Annotated in this window: 14 protein-coding genes; 6 read left to right on the forward strand and 8 right to left on the reverse strand. The window is 72.9% G+C overall.

From position 1 onward, the window contains the following. Positions 1-123: 123 nt before the first annotated feature. Positions 124-2,844: a glycoside hydrolase family 3 C-terminal domain-containing protein gene (locus ACIBIW_RS00290; protein WP_399330245.1), complete on the forward strand. Its 2,721-nt coding sequence runs from the start codon at positions 124-126 to the stop codon at positions 2,842-2,844. Positions 2,845-2,966: 122 nt separating this feature from the next. On the opposite strand, the gene ACIBIW_RS00295 is transcribed toward ACIBIW_RS00290, so the two are convergent. Beyond that, positions 2,967-3,929, reverse strand: coding sequence for an SDR family NAD(P)-dependent oxidoreductase (locus ACIBIW_RS00295; RefSeq protein ID WP_399330247.1), 963 nt, complete (start codon positions 3,927-3,929; stop codon positions 2,967-2,969). A 397-nt stretch (positions 3,930-4,326) separates the two neighbouring features. On the opposite strand from ACIBIW_RS00295, the gene ACIBIW_RS00300 reads away from it, so the two are divergent. Then, positions 4,327-6,219, forward strand: coding sequence for a protein kinase (locus ACIBIW_RS00300; protein WP_399330249.1), 1,893 nt, complete (start codon positions 4,327-4,329; stop codon positions 6,217-6,219). Positions 6,220-6,374: 155 nt separating this feature from the next. Here the strand turns inward: ACIBIW_RS00300 and ACIBIW_RS00305 are convergent, their stop codons facing one another. Then, positions 6,375-6,875 carry a hypothetical protein gene (locus ACIBIW_RS00305; protein WP_399330251.1) on the reverse strand — a complete coding sequence of 167 codons (501 nt, stop codon included), beginning with the start codon at positions 6,873-6,875 and terminating at the stop codon, positions 6,375-6,377. 172 nt (positions 6,876-7,047) lie between these two features. Here ACIBIW_RS00305 and ACIBIW_RS00310 point away from each other — a divergent pair, with 172 nt between their 5' ends. Both ACIBIW_RS00310 and ACIBIW_RS00315 read left to right on the forward strand, forming a co-directional pair. Next, positions 7,048-7,896 carry an FHA domain-containing protein gene (locus tag ACIBIW_RS00310; RefSeq protein ID WP_399330253.1) on the forward strand — a complete coding sequence of 283 codons (849 nt, stop codon included), beginning with the start codon at positions 7,048-7,050 and terminating at the stop codon, positions 7,894-7,896. 354 nt (positions 7,897-8,250) lie between these two features. Continuing rightward, the gene (locus tag ACIBIW_RS00315) at positions 8,251-8,991 is read left to right on the forward strand and encodes an NPP1 family protein (RefSeq protein WP_399331853.1); all 741 of its coding nucleotides are present in this window, start codon (positions 8,251-8,253) and stop codon (positions 8,989-8,991) included. A gap of 98 nt (positions 8,992-9,089) precedes the next feature. On the opposite strand, the gene ACIBIW_RS00320 is transcribed toward ACIBIW_RS00315, so the two are convergent. Next, the gene (locus ACIBIW_RS00320; protein ID WP_399330255.1) at positions 9,090-10,187 is read right to left on the reverse strand and encodes an ornithine cyclodeaminase family protein; all 1,098 of its coding nucleotides are present in this window, start codon (positions 10,185-10,187) and stop codon (positions 9,090-9,092) included. Between the two features lie 69 nt (positions 10,188-10,256). Further along, on the reverse strand, positions 10,257-11,093 hold the full coding sequence (locus ACIBIW_RS00325) for a class II aldolase/adducin family protein (RefSeq protein WP_399330257.1): 837 nt from the start codon (positions 11,091-11,093) through the stop codon (positions 10,257-10,259). A 144-nt stretch (positions 11,094-11,237) separates the two neighbouring features. On the opposite strand from ACIBIW_RS00325, the gene ACIBIW_RS00330 reads away from it, so the two are divergent. Then, on the forward strand, positions 11,238-12,035 hold the full coding sequence (locus tag ACIBIW_RS00330; protein WP_399330259.1) for a FadR/GntR family transcriptional regulator: 798 nt from the start codon (positions 11,238-11,240) through the stop codon (positions 12,033-12,035). Between the two features lie 195 nt (positions 12,036-12,230). Continuing rightward, entirely contained in the window at positions 12,231-13,232 is a 1,002-nt protein-coding gene (locus ACIBIW_RS00335; RefSeq protein WP_399330261.1) for a cupin domain-containing protein, read from the forward strand. A 161-nt stretch (positions 13,233-13,393) separates the two neighbouring features. Here the strand turns inward: ACIBIW_RS00335 and ACIBIW_RS00340 are convergent, their stop codons facing one another. From ACIBIW_RS00340 to ACIBIW_RS00355, 4 genes are all read right to left on the reverse strand, one after another. Continuing rightward, complete coding sequence (locus ACIBIW_RS00340) at positions 13,394-14,290, reverse strand: AAA family ATPase (RefSeq protein ID WP_399330263.1); 897 nt, start codon at positions 14,288-14,290, stop codon at positions 13,394-13,396. 28 nt (positions 14,291-14,318) lie between these two features. Next, the gene (locus ACIBIW_RS00345; RefSeq protein ID WP_399330265.1) at positions 14,319-15,386 is read right to left on the reverse strand and encodes a cupin domain-containing protein; all 1,068 of its coding nucleotides are present in this window, start codon (positions 15,384-15,386) and stop codon (positions 14,319-14,321) included. 16 nt (positions 15,387-15,402) lie between these two features. Beyond that, positions 15,403-16,818 carry an MFS transporter gene (locus ACIBIW_RS00350; RefSeq protein ID WP_399330267.1) on the reverse strand — a complete coding sequence of 472 codons (1,416 nt, stop codon included), beginning with the start codon at positions 16,816-16,818 and terminating at the stop codon, positions 15,403-15,405. Between the two features lie 127 nt (positions 16,819-16,945). Beyond that, positions 16,946-18,136, reverse strand: coding sequence for an ABC transporter ATP-binding protein (locus ACIBIW_RS00355; protein ID WP_399330270.1), 1,191 nt, complete (start codon positions 18,134-18,136; stop codon positions 16,946-16,948). Positions 18,137-18,173 lie beyond the last annotated feature (37 nt).

The following is an 18,173-nucleotide window of genomic DNA, read 5'->3' on the forward strand; positions in this document are numbered from 1 at the left end:
GTGTCATCCGGCGTGTCATGTCGACCGGAGCGTCCGTCGCGTTCCGGTGTGCCGTTCCGGCGGTCCGACGTGCGTCGTCGGCGGCGGGCGGTGGTGCCGGGCGCCCTTCCGATGGAGCTTCGCATGTCCCTCCTGTCCACCGCCCTGCGAGCCGCCGCGCGGGCGAGACCCGTGCTCGCGGTGGCGGCAGCGATGGCACTCACCCTCGGCGGTACGGCCGCCGCCGGGACCGGGGCCGCGCCGGCGGCCCCCGCCGCCTCGCACGGCGGCCAGCAGGCCGCCTTCCCCGGCTCGGTCATCTCCGCCTACAAGCAGGTCAGCGCCTCCTCCTGGGAGGGGGGCAACGCCCCGGCCGCCGCCCTCGACGGCCGCACCACCACCCGCTGGTCGAGCGAGGCGTCCGACGACCAGTGGCTACAGGTCGACCTCGGCGGCGACGCCGACATCGACGGCCTCGTCCTCAACTGGGAGTCCGCCTACGCCACCGGCTACCACGTCGACGTCTCCGACGACGGCAAGGAGTGGAGACCCCTCCACACCACCGACGCGGGCAAGGGCGGCGTCGAGGAACTGGACGTGTCGGGCACCGGGCGCTATGTGCGGCTGACCGGCACCGCGCGCGCCACCGGCTACGGCTACTCGCTGTGGGAGTTCCAGGTGTACGGCACCGTGGACGACTCCCGGAGCACCCCGCCGCTGCTCTCCGACCCGGCCAAGGCCCCGGGGGAAACGGGGCAGTTCGGGCTCACGGCGCCCGCCGACAAGGCCCTGGTGACCGACACCCGCAGGCCCGCGCTCTCCTGGGAGCAGGTGCCGGGCGCCGACCACTACGAGGTCTGGCTGAACGTCAGCCGCGACGACTACGACTTCTCCGCCTCCGGCAGCCTGCTCGACCTGTACACCAAGGTCGCCGAGCCCGACGGGGCCTCGTACACGCCGAGTTGGGACATCACCGACCGCTGGACGTACAAGTGGTACGTGGTCGCGGTGGACGGCTCGGGGGCGAAAACCACCTCGGACATCCGCTCGTTCGGCGTCTATCTGCCGGACGTCGAGCAGGTCGACGACGGTGTCGCCGTCGTGGACGGGGCGCGGGACCTGAACAAGAACGGGACCGTCGAGCCGTACGAGGACTGGAAGCTGCCGGTGGCGCAGCGGGTCGACGACCTCCTGGGCAGGATGACGCCCGAGGAGAAGGCGTACCAGATGTTCTACAACGTCCAGTCGTACCCGATGTCGGGCTGGCACTTCGGGCCCGCGGGGCCGGCCGACCTGCACGACGTGCTGCTCTCCACGGCGGCCACCAGGCTCGGCATCCCGCCGGTGTCGGCGGGTGACACCACCGCGGGCTACCAGACCACGTATCCGCTCCAGAGCACCCTGTCGGCGGGCAGGGACTACCCGCTCGACTACAAGCTCGGCGACATGCAGCGCAAGGAGGAGCTGGAGGTGGGGGCGCGCGGCACGCTGTCGCCGCTCGCCGAGGTCGGCACCAAGGTGCTCTACCCCCGTATCCAGGAGGGCGGCGGCGAGAACGCGGACGTCGCGGCGGCGCAGTTGCGGGCGCTGGTCGCGGGGCTCCAGGGCGGTCCCGAGCTGAACCCGCACTCGGTGCTCGCGACGGTCAAGCACTGGCCGGGCGAGGGCGCGGGCGGCGAGGCCGGGATCGTCTACGACGAGGTGACGATCAAGTACCACATGATCCCGTTCCGGGCGGCGATGGAGGCCGGGGCGGTCAACATCATGCCGGGGTACGCGGGCAGCGACTACCTCGACCCGGGAGGGCCGGGCGCGGGCGACAGCGCGAAGATCCTCGACTACCTGCGCACGGAGCTGGGTTACACCGGTCTGATCACCACGGACTGGCTGCCGTCGTCGGCGTGGATCAACGCGGCCAACGCGGGCTCCGACGTGATGGGCGGCGCCGACCCCGGCGCGGCCGACTTCTCCATGACGGACTTCCAGGCGCAGGTGCCGCAGGCCAGGATCGACGAGGCCGTGAAGCGGGTGCTGACGCTCAAGTTCGAACTGGGCGTCTTCGAGCACCCGTACGGCGACCCGGTGAACGGCCCCTACCGCTTCCACCAGCCCGCGTACGCGCAGCTCGCCAACCAGGCGGCGCGGGAGTCCGACACGCTCCTGAAGAACGACGGGGCGCTGCCGGTGAAGCTGAACGAGGGCGACAGCATCGTGGTCGCGGGCGACCGGGCCACGGACGGCGCCGCGTGCTGCATCTGGTCGAGCTACTTCCACCCGGACTACGGCTCGCTCACGATGCTGGAAGCGGTCAAGGCGAGGGCGGCGCAGGACGGTGTCGACGTCTACCAGGACGACGCGCCCGATCCGAAGCTCGCGGTGGTGAACGTGGGCGAGCCGTCCTACACGCACGCCACCAACTGGCCGGACACGGAGCCCTATCTGCCGGCCGACCAGGTGGACCTGATCAAGAAGTTCAAGGACCGGGGCATCCCGGTGGTGGTGGTCCTCACGCTGCCGAGACCGATCGTGATGAGCGACTGGAACGACCTGGCGGACGCGGTCGTGGTGACCTACCGCGGCGGCGAGGAGGTGGGCCCCGCGACGGCGAGCCTGCTCTTCGGCGACTACACGCCCTCGGGCAGACTGCCGTGGCAACTGCCACGCAGCCTCGACCAGGTCCTCAAGCCGGGCGGCGGTGACACCCGGGAGGACGCCAACGAGAGCTGGGACCTCCCGTACGACCTCGGTGCCACCGACACGGAGCGCGAGGAGATCCGCGCGCACATCGACGCGGGCGAGCCGGTGCCGACCGACTACGGCGATCCGCTGTATCCGTACGGGGCCGGGTTGAGCGGCTGGAACTGAGCCGCGCGCCCCGAGCCGCACACACCGGAGCCCCGGCGGGCACTCGCCCGCCGGGGCTCCGGCGGCACACCGGGCGCCGCCGCCGACGCGCCGGGCAGCGCCCGGTCCCTCCAAGTGGCGTTTCAGCCGAAGGCGTTGACGCCGGTCAGCTCCGCGGAGAGGGTCCACAGCCGGGCGGCGGAGTCGGGGTCGACGGCGTAGGGGCGCACGCCCGTCGACGGGGCGGTCGACGTCGGGTCGACCTCCTCGGCGACGTCGCAGTCCTCCAGGTAGAGGCCGCCCCTGCCGTCGAGGGTGGGCGAGGTGGCGGCCCACACCTGGGTGGCGGCGCCCTGCTCCGGGGTCTTGAAGGCGATGCCCTCACGGGCGTTGCCCGCCTCGTCGACCCAGCCGAGGGCGACCATCTCCGCGCGCGGCAGATGGCGCTGGAGCGGGGTCAGGATGCCGCCGGGGTTCAGCGCGAAGGCGCGTACGCCGCGGTGCCTCGCATAGCTGTCGAACTGCACCGCGAAGAGGGAGTTGGCGGTCTTCGCCTGGCCGTACGCCTCCCACTTGTCGTAGCCGTGCTCGAACTGCGGGTCGTCCCAGCGGATGTCGGAGCGGCGGTGCCCCGAGGAGGAGACCGCGACCACCCTGGCGCCGGGGGCCAGGCTCGGCCACAGCCGGTTGACCAGGGCGTAGTGGCCGAGGTGGTTGGTGGCGAACTGGGCCTCCCAGCCGGGGCCCACGCGGGTCTCGGGGCAGGCCATGACGGCGGCGCTGTTGATGACGATGTCGAGGGTGCGCCCGGAGGCGAGGAAGCGTTCCGCGAAGCCGCGCACGCTGTCGAGGTCGGCCAGGTCGAGGGCGTCGACCTCGGTGTTGGCGATCTCGGCCAGGGCCTCGCGGGCGGTGTCGGGGCGGCGGGCCGGGACCAGCACCGTCGCGCCTGCCTCGGTGAGGGCCCGGGTGGTCTCCACCCCGATGCCGGAGTAGCCGCCGGTGACGAGGGCGAGCCTGCCGGTGAGGTCGATACCCTCCAGCACCTCGCGCGCGGTGGTCTCGGCTCCGAAACCCGAGCCGATCTTCTGCTGTGCTGTGGTCATGTGGGTGACGCTACGAAGTGGAGTGCACTCGAAGTCAAGAGTGCTCCGGGGCGCCGCCCCGGGATCGCCCGAGTGGTTCTCCACAGGCGTACGGGAGAGCGTTCGCCAAGCTTTCCACAGCCACCCGGGAGAGCGCTCGCCGGAGTTTTCCCCAGGCACCCCGGAGAGCGCTCGCCCGGCTTCCCCAGGTGCCGGGGAGAGCGCTCGCCCGGCTTCCCCAGGTGCCCGGGAGAGCGCTCGCCGTACCTTCCCCCGGGAGCACCGCTCCGCGAACATTCGGTGAAGGAACCCCCCGTGGTCTCACGCTCCCCGCTAGGTTCGGTTCCACGTACCGGAAAGCCGTGTGCCGCGCTGCCGGGCGGCCATGTGCCCCGGACCGCGGGCGAGGGGAGACACGGTGCACCTGGGCACGACAGTCGGGGGGCGCTACCGGCTGGTGCGCGGGCCGCTGAAGGGCGGCTCGGGCGAGGTGTGGCTGGCGCGGGACGGGCATCTGGGGCGCCAGGTGGTGCTCAAGCGGGTGCTCGCGGGGCGGGAGAGCAACGAGGGCTTCGACCGGGTGCGCGCGGAGGCGAGGGCGCTGGCCAGGTTCAGCCATCCGCATGTGGTGACGCTGCACGACGCGGTGCAGGCGGGCCGTGGCCGACGGGCGACGTCCTGGCTGGTCATGGAGTATGTGGCGGGCGGCAGTCTGGACGGCAGGGCGCCGCTCGCGCCGGAGCGCGCGGCGCGCGTCGGGGCGCAGATCGCGGACGCGCTCGCGGCGCTGCACGCGGACGGCCTGGTGCACGGTGACGTGAAGCCGGGCAATGTCGTGGTGACCGACGCGGGGCTCGCCAAGCTCGGGGACTTCGGCGCGGCCTACCGGGTCGGCGGCAAGGAGACCATCACCCCCCAGGGCGCGGTCAGTTACACCCCCGACTTCGCCGCGCCCGAGGCGGTGCTCGGCCGCCCGGAGCCGGCCTCCGACGTGTTCTCGCTCGGCGCGATGCTGCACGCCCTGGTCACCGGGCGCCCGCCGCGCCCCGGCGGCGGCGAGGACGACCCGTTCCTCGCGGAGCGGCGCGCCGCGCGCGGTCTCGTCGACCTCAGCCAGGACACCGGGGCGCTGGCCGGCATCCTGCCCGAGCTGCTGGCGCGCGATCCGGCCCGCAGGCCGGACGCCGCGGCGGCCCGGCGGCGGCTCGACGAGGTCGCGGGGCCGCAGGAGCCGCTGCCGCCGCCGCTTGAGGGTGACGGCGGCAGGGACGGCACAGACTCGGCAGCGGTGCCGGGGCGCCGGGTGGGGGCGTGGGCGGCGGCGCGGTCGCGGCCGGTGCTGGCGGTGGGGGCGGCCGCGGTGGTGGCCGCCGCCGCGGTCGCCGCGACGCTGGCGCTCGACGGGGACGGCGGCGGCGCGCCGCCCCGGCGGCCCGCGGCGGGCGGGGCCGCGGTGTCCCTCATCGGCGACCACCGCACCGCGGACCCCTGTGCGCTGGTGGACCCGCGCGCGCTCGGCGGTTACGGCGACGCGGCGCTCGATCCCGCGTACGGCAACTTCGACCGGTGTGACGTGATCGTGGACACCGGCAAGGGCGATCCGGTCGACGTGGAAGTGGTCTTCGAGGCCACCGGGGAGTCGGCGGGGAAGCCGCGACCGCTGATCGCCGGGGTGACGCAGGTGGACCTGCCGCCGGAGAGCGGGGAGTGCGGGCGCACCCTGCTGCCGGGCGGCGACCGGGGCACCGGGATCACGGTGCTCGCCAAGCAGGACGATAAAGGGGGCGCGGGGGGCGCGCCCGCGCCGCTGTGCCGGATGACGGCCACCGCTGTGGACAGTGCGGCCAAGGTGCTCGCCGGGGGCACGCTGCGGCGCCGCTCCCCCGAGCCGCCGGCCGCGTCGCTCGTGCGCCAGGACGCGTGCACGCTGCTGACCGCGAAGGACCTGGAGGCGGTTCCGGGGATCGACGCGCGGCACCCGGAGATCGGTTTCGGCCACTGGGACTGCGAGTGGGAGAGCACCACCAACGACATGTGGGTGGACCTGCGTTTCGACCGCGGGCAGCCGCTGTCGGCCGACGACGGGCCGCTGACCCGGGTCGCGGGCCACCAGGCGGCCGTGGAGCCCGACGAGGAGGGCGACGGCACCTGTGTGGTGCGGGTGGTGCACCGCTCGTACCGCGACCAGGGCGGTGACTCCGTCGTGGAGACGGTGAACGTGACGGTGGGCGGCGGGAGTTCGGGCGACGCGCTGCGGCACACCGCGACGGGCCTCGCGAGGGCGGCGGTGAGGTCGGCCGACGGCGGCTGAGGCGGGCGCCCCGCGCGGGCGGCCTGGTGGGCCGTGGTTTTGGGCCCCGCCGCCGGACGGGGCCCAAAACCACGGCGTCCGGGGGTCGGGGCCCGCACCCCTGTGGGCCCCGGCCCCCCGAGCCTGCTCCGGAGGGTTCACTCAGGGGCGGGGTGCTACCCCTTGGGCGAGAAGGACAGCACCGCCGTGCCGTCGTGCAGCGACTCGACCGTGAAGCGGAGGCTGTTGAGGTTGCCGGTGCCGCCCCGGCCGAGGGTGTTCTGGAGGAGGATGCCGCGCCCCCTGCCCTGCACGGACACCGAGTCGTCCCCGCTGTCCGGGGTGATGGTCAGCTCGGTGATCCCGAACTTCTCGTCGACGTCGAACTTCACCGGCTCCGACACCTCGATCTCGCAGATGCCGTCGGAGCATGCGGAGTAGTTGGTGCCGTCGGCGGCGCCGTCCTGCTTCCGCTTCCCCGGGGTGTGCGACGGGGGCTGTGCCGGGGTGGCAGGCGCCGACGTGGCAGGCGTGGCGGAGGGCGTGGTGGATGCCTCCGGTGTGGGTCCGTGTCCCGCGGCGGAACCGTCGTCCGCGTCGTCGGAGCCGCAGCCCGCGAGCGCCAGCAGGCCGAGCGCGAGCACCGCGACGGCGGGGGCACGACCGCGTATACGCATGAGGACACTCCCGGCGTCTCGGAGTTGACACGGACCGCCGATCGACGGCCACTCTGTTGTAACGACGCGGGGGCGGGAGGGGTCCCGTACCGCGGGAAGCACACTGCGCCAGAAGGGGCGTACGTCGTGCGAGACGGTGCGCCCCCATGGGGACCCGGCGAGGAGGCCGAAGATGAACATTCCAGCAAGCCTTGCCCGCGGGGTCGCACCCGCCCGTCCTGGCACCCTGCACGCCCGCACCGTCACCGGCGGCATCAAGGTGCCCCCGCAGCCCGGCGTCACCATCCGCTTCGGCCGCGGCGACCAGCCCGACGTCGACCTCGGGGTGGGCGAGCACGATCTGATGGTCAGCAGGCAGCACGGGGAGCTGACGTACCGCAGGCGGCAGTGGTGGCTGCGCAACACCGGGCAGCAGTTGGTGCGGCTGCCCGAGGGCCAGCTCATGCACAAGAGCACCGAGCCGGTGCCGCTGGCGTCCGGCTACACCCCGCTGTTCGTGCGCGGCTCCGGCTTCCGTGAGCACCTGGTGGAGCTGTACGTCACCGGGCACGACGACTCGGGTCCCGTCTCGCGGCGCAGCGCGGACACGGTGCCGCCGCGCAAGTGGTCGCTCGACGAGGACGAGCGGCTGCTGCTCGTGGTGCTCGGCCAGCGCTATCTGCTGTACGAGCAGGACCCGAGGCCGCTGTCGTACAGCAGGGCGGCGGAGCAGCTCTCGTATCTGCGTCCCGGCGAGAAGTGGGGCGAGCGGCGCATCGAGTACCGGGTGGAGGCGGTGCGGCGCAGGCTGCACGGCGGCTTCCCGTATCCGCTGATGCACGACAAGAGCGCGGGGCGGCCGTCCGACAACAGCCTGCTGCACAACCTGCTGCGCGGCCTGGTGGAGTCGACCACCCTGGTGCCGCCGGACCTGGGCCTGATGGACGACGACCTCGACGACCTCGACGACCTCGACGGTCTGGACGGGCTCGGCGGCGCCGAGGGGGTCAACGGGGTCAACGGGGTCAACGGGAACGAGTGAGCCCGGAGGCGACCTGAGCGCCCGCGGGGGGGGCGGGCCGGGTCTCGGGTCCGTGAGGCGTCCTGTGCGGCGCGGGCGGTGTGGCGCGGAGGGCGCGGATGACAGCGCGCGCGTTGCCATGAGGGTCACTCGGGGCCATGTCCCGGTCCTCCGGTCTTTGCTTGCGACACCGCACCGCCGCGGTTAACTTGATGCCGCGTCAGCCGGCGACGCGCTGAAGGCGGTTCGGGGAGCAACGCGGGCCCCGGGCCGAATCCCCCCACAGAAGGAGCCGTTGTGCTCAGCCTCAAGACGGCGAAGGCCGCCCCCGACGACATACCAGGACCGCGGCGGCGCAGGAGGGCCCGCCTCTCGGTGGCGGCGAGCGTGCTCGGCGCCGCGGCGCTCGTCGTGGCGCTGCCGACCGCCGCGCACGCGGACGTCATCCAGCCCCTGCCGCAGAACGCCGACGGCCTGGAGCAGACCTACTCCCCCGCCTACGACTACGACGGCGACGGCTGCTACACCACCGCCGCCATCAGCCCCGACGGCACCCTCAACCCCGGCCTCTCGCTGGGCGGCGACGTCAACGGCCACTGCCACGACCAGGCCCAGCTCGACGCCGCCAACACCTACTCGCGCGAGAAGTGCAACAACGACTGGTGCGCCGTCGTCTACGCGAGCTACTTCGAGAAGGACCAGGCCACCCTGGGCCCGGCGGCCATCGGGCACCGCCACGACTGGGAGCACGTCGTGGTGTGGACCAGCGGCGACCAGGTGCGGTACGTGTCGGTGTCCCAGCACTCGGGCTACCAGGTCGCCGACGCCTCGTCCCTGCGCTTCGACGGGACCCATCCGAAGATCGTGTACCACAAGGACGGTGTCTCCACCCACGACTTCCGCTTCGCCAACGACAACGACGACCCGCCGGAGAACGCCACCGGCGGCTGGTTCTACCCGCCGCTCGTCGGCTGGGAGGGCTACCCCGACGGGCTGCGGGACACGCTCATGAACGCCGACTTCGGCGACGCCACCATCAAGATCAACGACGCCAGGTTCAACTCGGCGCTGGCCGACTCGATGCCGGACGGCATCCCGTTCGACCCCAACGCCTGATCCCCGCGCGGCCCGACGCCTGACCCCTGCGGCCGGTTCCGCGGCGCGCCGAACGGGGCGCCGCGGACGCCGGTCGCGGGTGGCCGGACGCCGGTGGGTCAGTCGCGGATGTCCTGGAGCAGGAGGTCCCGGGGGATCTCGTGTCCGAGGCCCCGGTCCCTGGCCCGCTCGTAGACGACCGCGGCCACCGCGTGGAACTGGGCGCCCTGGATGTTGCCGCGCTCGGAGAAGGTGATCTGGCGCTCGTCGTCGCGGGCGCTCGCGGTGCCCGACAGCACGTCGGCGAGGCGTACCACCCGGCCGTCGTCGGGCGGCCGGTGCCCGCGCAGCTTGTGCCTGTGGCGCCGCCACACGGGCGCGTCCTCGCGGGCCCGGTAGACCACGTACTCGTCCTGGGTGGCCCAGGACGGCAGCTCGCTCGGGACGCTCGCGTCGCCGAGCCGCAGCCAGCGGTCCACCCGCGCCACGGCCCGTGCGTCGGGCCTGCCGCCGATGCAGGTGACATGGGTGCCGGGGGCGAGGTGGTCGCCGTACACCACCTCGCCGACCGAGTCCGTGCACCCCGCGACGATGTCGGCGCCCGCGTGGGCGGCGGCGGGCTCGTCCACGGCGACCGCGTCCACACCGTGCCGCTCCCGCAACTCCCCCGCCAGTCTCTGCCTGTTGGCCCTGGTGGGGCTGTACACCTGGACGCGTGCGAGCGGGCGCACCGCGAGGAACGCCTCCACATGGCTGCGCGCCATCCCGCCCGAGCCGAGCAGTCCCAGCACCCGGGCGTCGGCGCGGGCGCCGTGGTCGGCGCCGATGGCGGAGTCCGCGCCGACCCTGAGGTGTTGCAGCAGCCCGTCGTTGAGCATGGCGAGGGGCTCCCCGGTGCGGATGTCGAGCAGCAGCACGAGGCCGCAGTAACGTCCGGGCGTCACGCAGTACTTGTCCTGGGTGCGGGTGTCGCCCGCGCCGGTCTCGACGAGCATGTCCGACTTCATGCGGATCGCCGCGTACCCGGTGCGCGCGGAGCCGCCCTCCATGGTGCCCCACTGGTAGACGCGCTCGTCGTCCACCGGTATCCGCAGGTCGATACGGGGGCGGCAGACGCCGTCGCCGCCGGCGAGGTCGCGGTAGGAGGCGTCGAGCGCGGCCACCACGTCGGGCATGGTGAGCACGTCCGCGGTCACCCGGTTGTCGAGGAAGAGCACGCGTGTCCTTCTTTCCGTGACGTTCTGGGCCTTCCGTGACGTTCCGGGGGCGGGTGCGCGGCGGCCCGGTCAGGGGCGCAGCGGCACCGCGGGGCCCTCGTGCTCGGCGCGGGCGGCGAGGTGCCGCCACATCGCGCCGACGTTGAACGAGGCGCCCAGGTCGGGCAGTTCCGCAAGGTCCTCGTCGGGTACGGGGCGCAGCGGGGCGCCGGTGGCGGCGACCGCGAGCATGGCCCTGGCGAGGGAGTCGACGGCGAGCGCGGTGGTGACTGCGGTGGCGACGGCCTGGGCGGGCTCCCCGGTGCCGACGGTCACCAGGCCGTGGCCGCGCAGCACCACCGCGGGGCGCCCGCCCAGCGCGGCGGCCATGGCCTCGCCGAGGTCGCGGCGGCGTACGAGGGCGGAGCGCGGCCAGACCGGGATGCCGTCGTGGGCGAGGCGGGCGGCGGGGATGTCGTAGGAGCCGATGAGCGGCACCCAGGGCAGGTCGGCGGCGGAGGCGGCGACCACGGCGGGCGGGTGCGCGTGCACCACGGCGGTGACGTCGGGGCGGGCGCGCAGCACCTCGGTGTGGATGGGGAGTTCGTTGGGCGGTGCCCAGCCGTCGTCGGCGGCGCCGCGGCCGTCGTCGAGGCCGGTCTCGCGGACGTCGGAGGCGACGGTGAAGGCGAGCCCGCGCTCGGCGGGGCCGCGGCCGCGGATCAGCAGGGTGTCGGGTCCCGTACGGGCGCTGACATGGCCGAGGATGTGCTCGACGAGTCCGGTGACGGCGAGGACCCTACAGGCCAGGGCCACCCTGTCGCGCAGCGCCTCGCGTGCCTCGCCGGCCGGGAGCGCGCTCTCCGTGCCCGGTGCGGGGGATGTGGCGCCGCCGTCCGCGGGGGCCTCGGTGTGCAGCTCAGGCATCGGGGGCCGTGACCCGGGTCACACTCCGTGCACACGTGGTCGCGATCATCCTCACCCCGGGCCCCTAGCTGGTACTTTGGTATGACCTTAAACCATTGCTTGATTGCAGGTCAACCAAGCTGCCGCCCATGGGAGACTGTACGCATGCCATCCCGTCCCAGGAGCCAGCCTCAGGCCGCCAAGACCGGGGGCAAGCCGGCCCCCATGCCCAACGCGGCGCCAGAAGAGCTGTTCAAGACCGTCTCCTCCAGCCGCGTCTCCCAGGTGATCGTGGAGCAGATCCGGCTGCTGCTCAAGGAGGAGCGGCTGAAACCGGGCGACCGGCTGCCGAGCGAGCGCGACCTCTGTGTGCACTTCGGGGTGAGCCGGGTCACCGTGCGCGAGGCGCTGCGCATCCTGGAGGCGAGCGGGCTCGTCGAGATCAGGGTGGGCGCGCGCGGCGGCGCGTTCGTCACCACGCCCGACTCCCGCCAGGTCGGCGAGGGCCTTGCCACCCTGCTCTCGCTCTCGCCGCTCACCGCGGCCGAGGTCACCGAGGCGCGGCTGGTGTTCGAGCTGGGCATCGTGCCGCTGATCGTCGAGCGCGCCACCGACGAGGACATCGAGGAGCTGCTCGCGATGTGCGACGAGCACATCGAGGCGATGGAGCACGGCGACTACACCATGGAGATGTCCGCCGACTTCCACATCAGGGTCGCCGCCGCCACCCACAACTCGGCGGTGCGGATGCTGGTGGAGTCCTTCCACGGCCCGCTGCTGATGAGCCTGCGCACGGCGCACTCGGTGGAGCCCAGGATGGGCAAGCGCGGCTCCGTCGAGCACCGGGAGTTCGTGGCGGCCGTCGCGGCCCGCGACGTGCCGAAGGCCACCGCCACCATGCGCGCCCACCTGGAGCGCACCGCCGCCCGCGTCAGGGCGGAGGGCGGCGACCCGGGCGCGTAGGCGCCCCCACCCACCGGCCCGACCGACGCCCCGCGGACACACCGCCGCGGGGCGTTTCGTCGTTCCGGCACCCGGTCCGCGGTCACGACCCACCCCCACGTCAGGGGGTTACGCGGAGACCCTGAAGGCATTATGGTTAGTCCATCCAAACAATGCGGAAGCGACGTCAGAAAACGCCTGCACAGGAGGCTATCCATGGCTAAGAAGGGGCGCGTCTTCGTTCGCGGCCTTACGTCCGAGACCTACGGTCTCGGAGATTTCCGCCGGATGCAGCTAGAGGCCGAGCGCGTGCGCGACGACTCCAAGGTCGTCGACGACGCCAAGGTGGCCCACTCCGGAGACAGCGAGAAGTCCCGCACCTGGTGGCGCGTCGGCCCCGGTGACGAGGACTTCCTCACCCAGACCATCCAGGTCCACTTCGTGGAACTGCCCCCCGAGTCGAGCAACCACGGCCACGGCCACCAGAACGAGGCCGCGTTCTACATCCTGCGCGGCAAGGGCTACGAGATCCACGACGACCAGCGCTACGACTGGTCCAAGGACGACCTCGTCTTCGTCCACACCGACTCCGTGCACCGGCACTTCAACCCCAACGGCGAGACGGCCACCGCGCTCGTCGTGAAGGCGAAGAGCACCTGGATGTTCATGGGCCTGTGGCAGCAGGGCCGCAGCGGCCCGATCGAGCGGCCCGAGGCGTTCGGCGAGCGCGAGGACTGGTCCCGCATCTGGACGCCGGGCGTCAAGGACCGCAAGAAGGTCATCTCCCCCGCGGACACCAAGTGGGAGAACACCCCGCTCGGCCGGGTGCGGGTGATGTCGTCGCCCGAGCGCACCGACGCCCGTATCTTCTCCATCGACGCCTTCGAGCTGGACGTGCCTGCGGGCAGCCGCTCGGGCAAGTACTGGAAGATGGCCGACGAGGTCTTCTACGTCCTCGACGGCGGCGGCTACGCCCTCCAGTGGGAGGTCGAGGCGGAGATCGCGGAGAAGTACTACGCGCGCGTCGCCAAGGAGCCCACCCGGCACGAGATCGCCAAGGGCGACACCCTGTACGTCCCGCAGAACCACATCTGCCAGCTCTTCGCGGCCGACGGCACCCCCCTCAGGGTCCTCTCGGCCCAGAACCGTGTCTTCAAGCACCTGGGGTACGACACGGTGCACTACCTGGAGGACGCGCCGGAGTACGAGAAGAAGTAGCACCGGCAGGAAGACACCGGCAAGGTGAGAGGCCGTGCCCCCGGAGGGGCACGGCCCTTTTCGCGCGGTCGGCGCGGTACGGGCGCCGGTCGGCGCGGGCGGCGCGACCGGCGCCCGTACGTCGGGACCCGTACGTCGGGACCCCTACGGGCGCCGCCCGTTCAGCGCTCCGCGTCCGCCTCGGCCGCCGTCTCCTCGGCCGCCTCCACCAGGTCGCGCGCGCTCAGCAGCGCGGGGTCCCTGGCGGTCTCCACGCGCAGCGCCAGCGCGCCGTGCACGGTCTTGCGGATGCGCCTGCCGTCCAGGCCCGCGAGGAGCTTGCCGAGCCGGGCGTGCAGCGCCTCGTCCGCCGCGAGCGGGCGCAACTCGGGCCACTGCGCGGCCAGTTCACGCAGCGAGTCGGCCACGATCCGGGGGACGACGCTCTCGTCAGGCAGCGTGGTGCGGACCACCAGGTCGGCGCGGGAGAGGAAGGCGTCGTCCACGGCCTCGGCGAAGTTGGTGGTGACCACCAGCAGGGTGCCGGGGCGCTCGGCGCGCAGCGCGTCGAGGCCGCTGAGCACGGCGTCGGTGGCACGGTGCACGTCGACGGGGTTGGTGTCGAACGACGCGGCCTGTCTGCGCACCGCCAGCGCCTCCACCTCGTCGAGCAGCACGAGGGTGTGCGGGCGCCTCGCGGCCAGCTCGGGCAGGGTCTCGTGGAAGAGCTTGGAGACCGAACGCTGGCTCTCCCCCAGCAGATCGCTGGGGAAGGCGTGCGGATCGACCTCGACCAGGGTGGTCGCGCCGTGCGGCGCGAGCTGGCGGGCCGCGGCCTGCGCTAGCCCCTGGGCGAGGGTGGTCTTCCCGGTGCCCGGCGGCCCCGCGAGCACGATCAGGCCGTGCGGGGCCACCGCGGAGCCCGCGAGCCGCGCCCCGTGCCGCAGCACGAGGAGCGCGGTCGCGAGCAGCCGTTCCTTCAGGCGCGGCGGGGTGATGACCGCGTCCCAGGGGCCGTCGTGGTGGTCGGACGGCAGGGCGTGCAGGCCCGACACACCCTGCGGCAGCGCGGTGCTCACCGGCGGCCCCCCGCCGCCGTCGGCCGGCTCACGGCCACGTCGGCCGGGTCAGCTCCGGCCACTCGATGGTGGACGGGTCGCCGGCCTGGGCGTCGCGGACGTGGTCCGGCGGCTCCTCGAAGAGCACCAGCGGGTCGCACAGCGCCCGCATGGTCTCCAGCAGGCTGTCGAACATGTGGATGCGGACGACCTTGGCGGTGTTGTTCGGGTCGGTGTTGATGTGCTGGTGCCACAGGAAGTGGTCGACGACGATGATGTCGCCCTTCTTCCACGGGTGGCGCTCACCGCCCTCGGGCTCGGAGCCCAGATAGCTCTCGCCCGAGCCCTCGACGACGTACAGCCACGCCTCGCCGGGGTGGCGGTGCATCGACTGGGCGCGCCCCGGGCCGATCTCGAACATGGCCATGGTGATGCCGGACGCCTGGTAGCCGATGGCCCGGTCGAGGAGGAAGGTGGTGCGGGTGCCGCGCGGGGTGTTGCGCAGCTCCAGCTCGTCCCAGCTCGTGTGGAGGCGGCCGGAGCGGCGCCCCTCCTGGTCGCGGGCGAGGCGGCGCAGCCGTGTCGCGTAGGGGTCGGCACCGTCGTGGCCCGGCGAGAACGGCGGGCGGGGCGGGAGTTCCGAGGCGGGGGTGTGCCCGGCGTCCTCGACCATCGCCATGCCCATCGTCTCCAGCATGGGTTCGCTGGAGAAGGTGAGGTAGCGGGCGGTGGTGGTGCCCTCGTTGCCGGTGCGGTGCCAGGACCACGCGGGCAGGTGAAGGGAGTCGCCGGGGCCCCAGTCGATGCGCTTGCCGTCGATCTCGGTCCAGCCGTTGCCCGCCACCACGAACACCATGGCGTCCCAGGAGTGCCGGTGCACGGTGGTCGTGGTGCCGGGGTCGAACTCGTGGGCCAGCGCGTCCATGCTGCGGGTGGGCAGGTCGCCGTCGGCGCCCACGTAGACACCGATCCGGTGGCCGCGCTCGGTGGGGTGCATCGTCGCGTCCTCAAGGGTGCGGACGGTGCGGTGGTTGGAGCGCCACTCCTCGATGAACTGGGCGCGGCGGCGTTTCTGTACGTGGTAGTGGGTGGTTCCGGTGGTCGTGTGGGTGGCCAAAGGTGTCTCCCTGCGGTCATCCGGCGGAGGGCGGCACGGGGCTGCCCTCCGGGGTGCTTGTGGGTCGGTCGGTCGAGCTTGCGGGCGGGGCTTCCCCGGCCGTGGGGGTGCCGGGGTCGGTGGTGGCGGGCCTGTCCTTTGCGGCGCCCTGCGTCGCGGCACCGTCCGCGGCCCCGGCGGTCTCGGCGCCCTTGGCGGCGCCTGCCTTCTTGCCGGTGCCCTCGACGGTGTACTCGCGTATCGTCCTGCTGCGCCACGCGCTCAGGCCCGAGATCGCGGCGGGCAGCACACCGCCGAGGGTGAGGGCGCCGATCGGCCCCATGGCGCCCGCGACGGTGCCCATGAGGGAGTCGCCGAGCGCGGGGCCGCCGCGCGAGCACATCTGGTAGATCGCGGAGACCCGGCCGCGCAGGGTGTCGGGCGTCTCCACCTGTACGGCGGCGTGCCGCACGGTGGTGGCGACGGCGTCGGCCGCGCCCACCGCGACGGCCATCACCACCGCGAGCACGAACATCCTGGACTGGGCGAGCCCGATCACCGCGAGGCCGTACGCGGAGGTGCCCCAGAGCACGATGTGCCCGGAACGCGCGGTGCGTACGAGCCGGAACACCCAGGCCGAGCCGATGAGGGCGCCCGCGGAGGGCGCAGCGGACAGCAGCCCGTAACCGGTGGCGCCGACGTGCAGGATGTCGTCGGAGAACGCGGGCAGCAGCACACGGTAGGAGGCGAAGACGGTGGCGGCGAGGTCGAGGCCCATGAGCTGCCAGACGACGGGCCGGTGGCTGACGTACGAGACGCCCTCGCGCAGGCTCTCCAGCAGCGATCTGCGCTCGGTGTCGACGGCGAGCGGCGGCACCCGCAGCATCGCGAGGACGACGACGAGCCCCGCGTAGGTGGCGGCGTCGAAGACGTAGACGGCGCCGGGGCCGCCGAGCGCGATGAGCACACCGGCGAACGCGGGACCCACCAGGACGGCGAGTTCCCGCGAGGGGTTGAGCAGTGCGAACGCCTCGACGAGCTGGCTCCTGGGCACCATCGCGGGGATGAGCGCCTGCCTGGCGGGCTGGTCGAAGGTGGCGGCGGCGGTGGCGAGCAGCGAGGACACCAGCACCGTCCACACGGTGGCGACGTCGGCGAGGGTGACCGCCGCGAGGCCGGCGGAGACGACGAGCGCGACGAGCTGGGTGGCCTGGAGCAGCCGCCGCCTGTCGAGCCGGTCCGCGTAGATGCCGCCCGCCGGGGAGAGCACCAGCAGGGCGACGGCCTGGGCGAGGCCGACGAGGCCCACCTGTGCGGTGGAGCCGGTGAGTTGGTAGACCTGGTAGAGGTTGGCCGCTACGGCTCCGCGCGTTCCGATCTGGGAGAAGATCACTCCGCCCCAGTAGAGGTCGAAGTCGCGGTTGCGCAGCACGTCGGGCAGGGCCTTGGGCACGCCTCATCCCTTTCCTCGGGCCCCACGGGACCGGTGCGGGCCGGTCCTGCGGGTGTCATGGGTCGCTCTGGTTCCCGGCCTCCCGGCCGGCCCCGAGCGTGGGCGGGGCCGGCGGGGGCGCCGCCCGTCAGTCGACGGGGACCAGAGTGACCTTGTCGGGGGCCACGGAGAGGTGGACCTCGGTTCCCGGGGGGATGGAGACGGTGGGGTTGGAGCGGCTGCGGATCTCCAGGTCGCCGACGCCGGTGATGTGGTCGATGGAGTCGCCGAGGAAGGCGCGGTTGCGCACCTTGCCCGACCACTCGTTGGGGATGCCGCCGCGGGGCGCCTCGAACAGGTCGACGCACTCGGGGCGGATGGACAGCAGCACCTGCTCCCCGACGGTGGGCACCCGGGGGCAGTTGGTGGCGACGAGACGCCCCTGGGTGGTCTCGACGGTGACCTCCTCGCCCTCCACCGAGACCACGCTGGCCTCGATGAAGTTGGAGGTGCCGATGAACTCGGCGACGAACCGGGTGGCGGGCCTGGTGTAGATCTCCCTGGGCTTGCCGATCTGCTCGATGCGGCCCTTGTTCATCACCGCGATCCGGTTGGACATGACCAGCGCCTCCGACTGGTCGTGGGTGACGTAGATCGCGGTGAGGTTCAGCTCGCGCTGGAGGCGCTTCAGCTCGAAGCGCATGGACTCGCGCAGCTTGGCGTCGAGGTTGGACAGCGGCTCGTCGAGCAGCATCAGCTCGGGCTGGGTGACCAGGGCCCTGGCCAGGGCGAGGCGCTGCTGCTGGCCGCCGGAGAGCTTGGTGGCGGGCCGGGACGCGTAGCCGCCCAGTTCGATGACGTCGAGGACACGGTGCACCCGCTCCTCTATCTCCGACCGGTCGGGCCGCTTGGCGCGCGGCATCACGTCGAGCGGGAAGGAGACGTTCTTGAACACCGTCATGTGCGGCCAGATCGCGTACGACTGGAAGACCATGCCGAAGCCGCGGCGGTTGGCCCGCAGGTTGACACCCTTGTCGGCGTCGAACAGCACCCGGTCGCCGAGGCTGACCCGGCCCGCGGTGGGGCGTTCGAGGCCGGCCACCGAGCGCAGCGTGGTGGTCTTGCCGCAGCCCGACGGGCCGAGCAGGGTGAACAGTTCGCCGTCCTGGACGTCGAAGTCGATGCCGTCGACGGCGAAGTGACGGGTGTTGTCGGCGGGTTTCTGGGCGATGTCCGCGGCTTTCTCACCGTTGTTCGCGGCGGCCTTGCGGGCCTTGTCGGCCTTGCGCGAGCCCGCTGCCGACTCGTAACTCTTGGAGAGGGATTCGACGTTGAGCATCCCTGGTGTCCCTTCGGGCTGGCTGGCTTCGGCTGTT

Origin of the sequence: Streptomyces sp. NPDC050560 (assembly GCF_044457285.1) — a bacterium.
Classification (GTDB): Bacteria; Actinomycetota; Actinomycetes; order Streptomycetales; family Streptomycetaceae; genus Streptomyces.

Coding starts and splice junctions, on each gene's coding strand:
- ACIBIW_RS00290 (WP_399330245.1), top strand. CDS start 124: ATGTCCCTCCTGTCCACCGCCCTGCGAGCCGCCGCGCGGGCGAGACCC.
- ACIBIW_RS00335 (WP_399330261.1), top strand. CDS start 12,231: ATGGCTAAGAAGGGGCGCGTCTTCGTTCGCGGCCTTACGTCCGAGACC.
- ACIBIW_RS00305 (WP_399330251.1), bottom strand. CDS start 6,875: ATGCGTATACGCGGTCGTGCCCCCGCCGTCGCGGTGCTCGCGCTCGGC.
- ACIBIW_RS00330 (WP_399330259.1), top strand. CDS start 11,238: ATGCCATCCCGTCCCAGGAGCCAGCCTCAGGCCGCCAAGACCGGGGGC.
- ACIBIW_RS00325 (WP_399330257.1), bottom strand. CDS start 11,093: ATGCCTGAGCTGCACACCGAGGCCCCCGCGGACGGCGGCGCCACATCC.
- ACIBIW_RS00355 (WP_399330270.1), bottom strand. CDS start 18,136: ATGCTCAACGTCGAATCCCTCTCCAAGAGTTACGAGTCGGCAGCGGGC.
- ACIBIW_RS00295 (WP_399330247.1), bottom strand. CDS start 3,929: ATGACCACAGCACAGCAGAAGATCGGCTCGGGTTTCGGAGCCGAGACC.
- ACIBIW_RS00310 (WP_399330253.1), top strand. CDS start 7,048: ATGAACATTCCAGCAAGCCTTGCCCGCGGGGTCGCACCCGCCCGTCCT.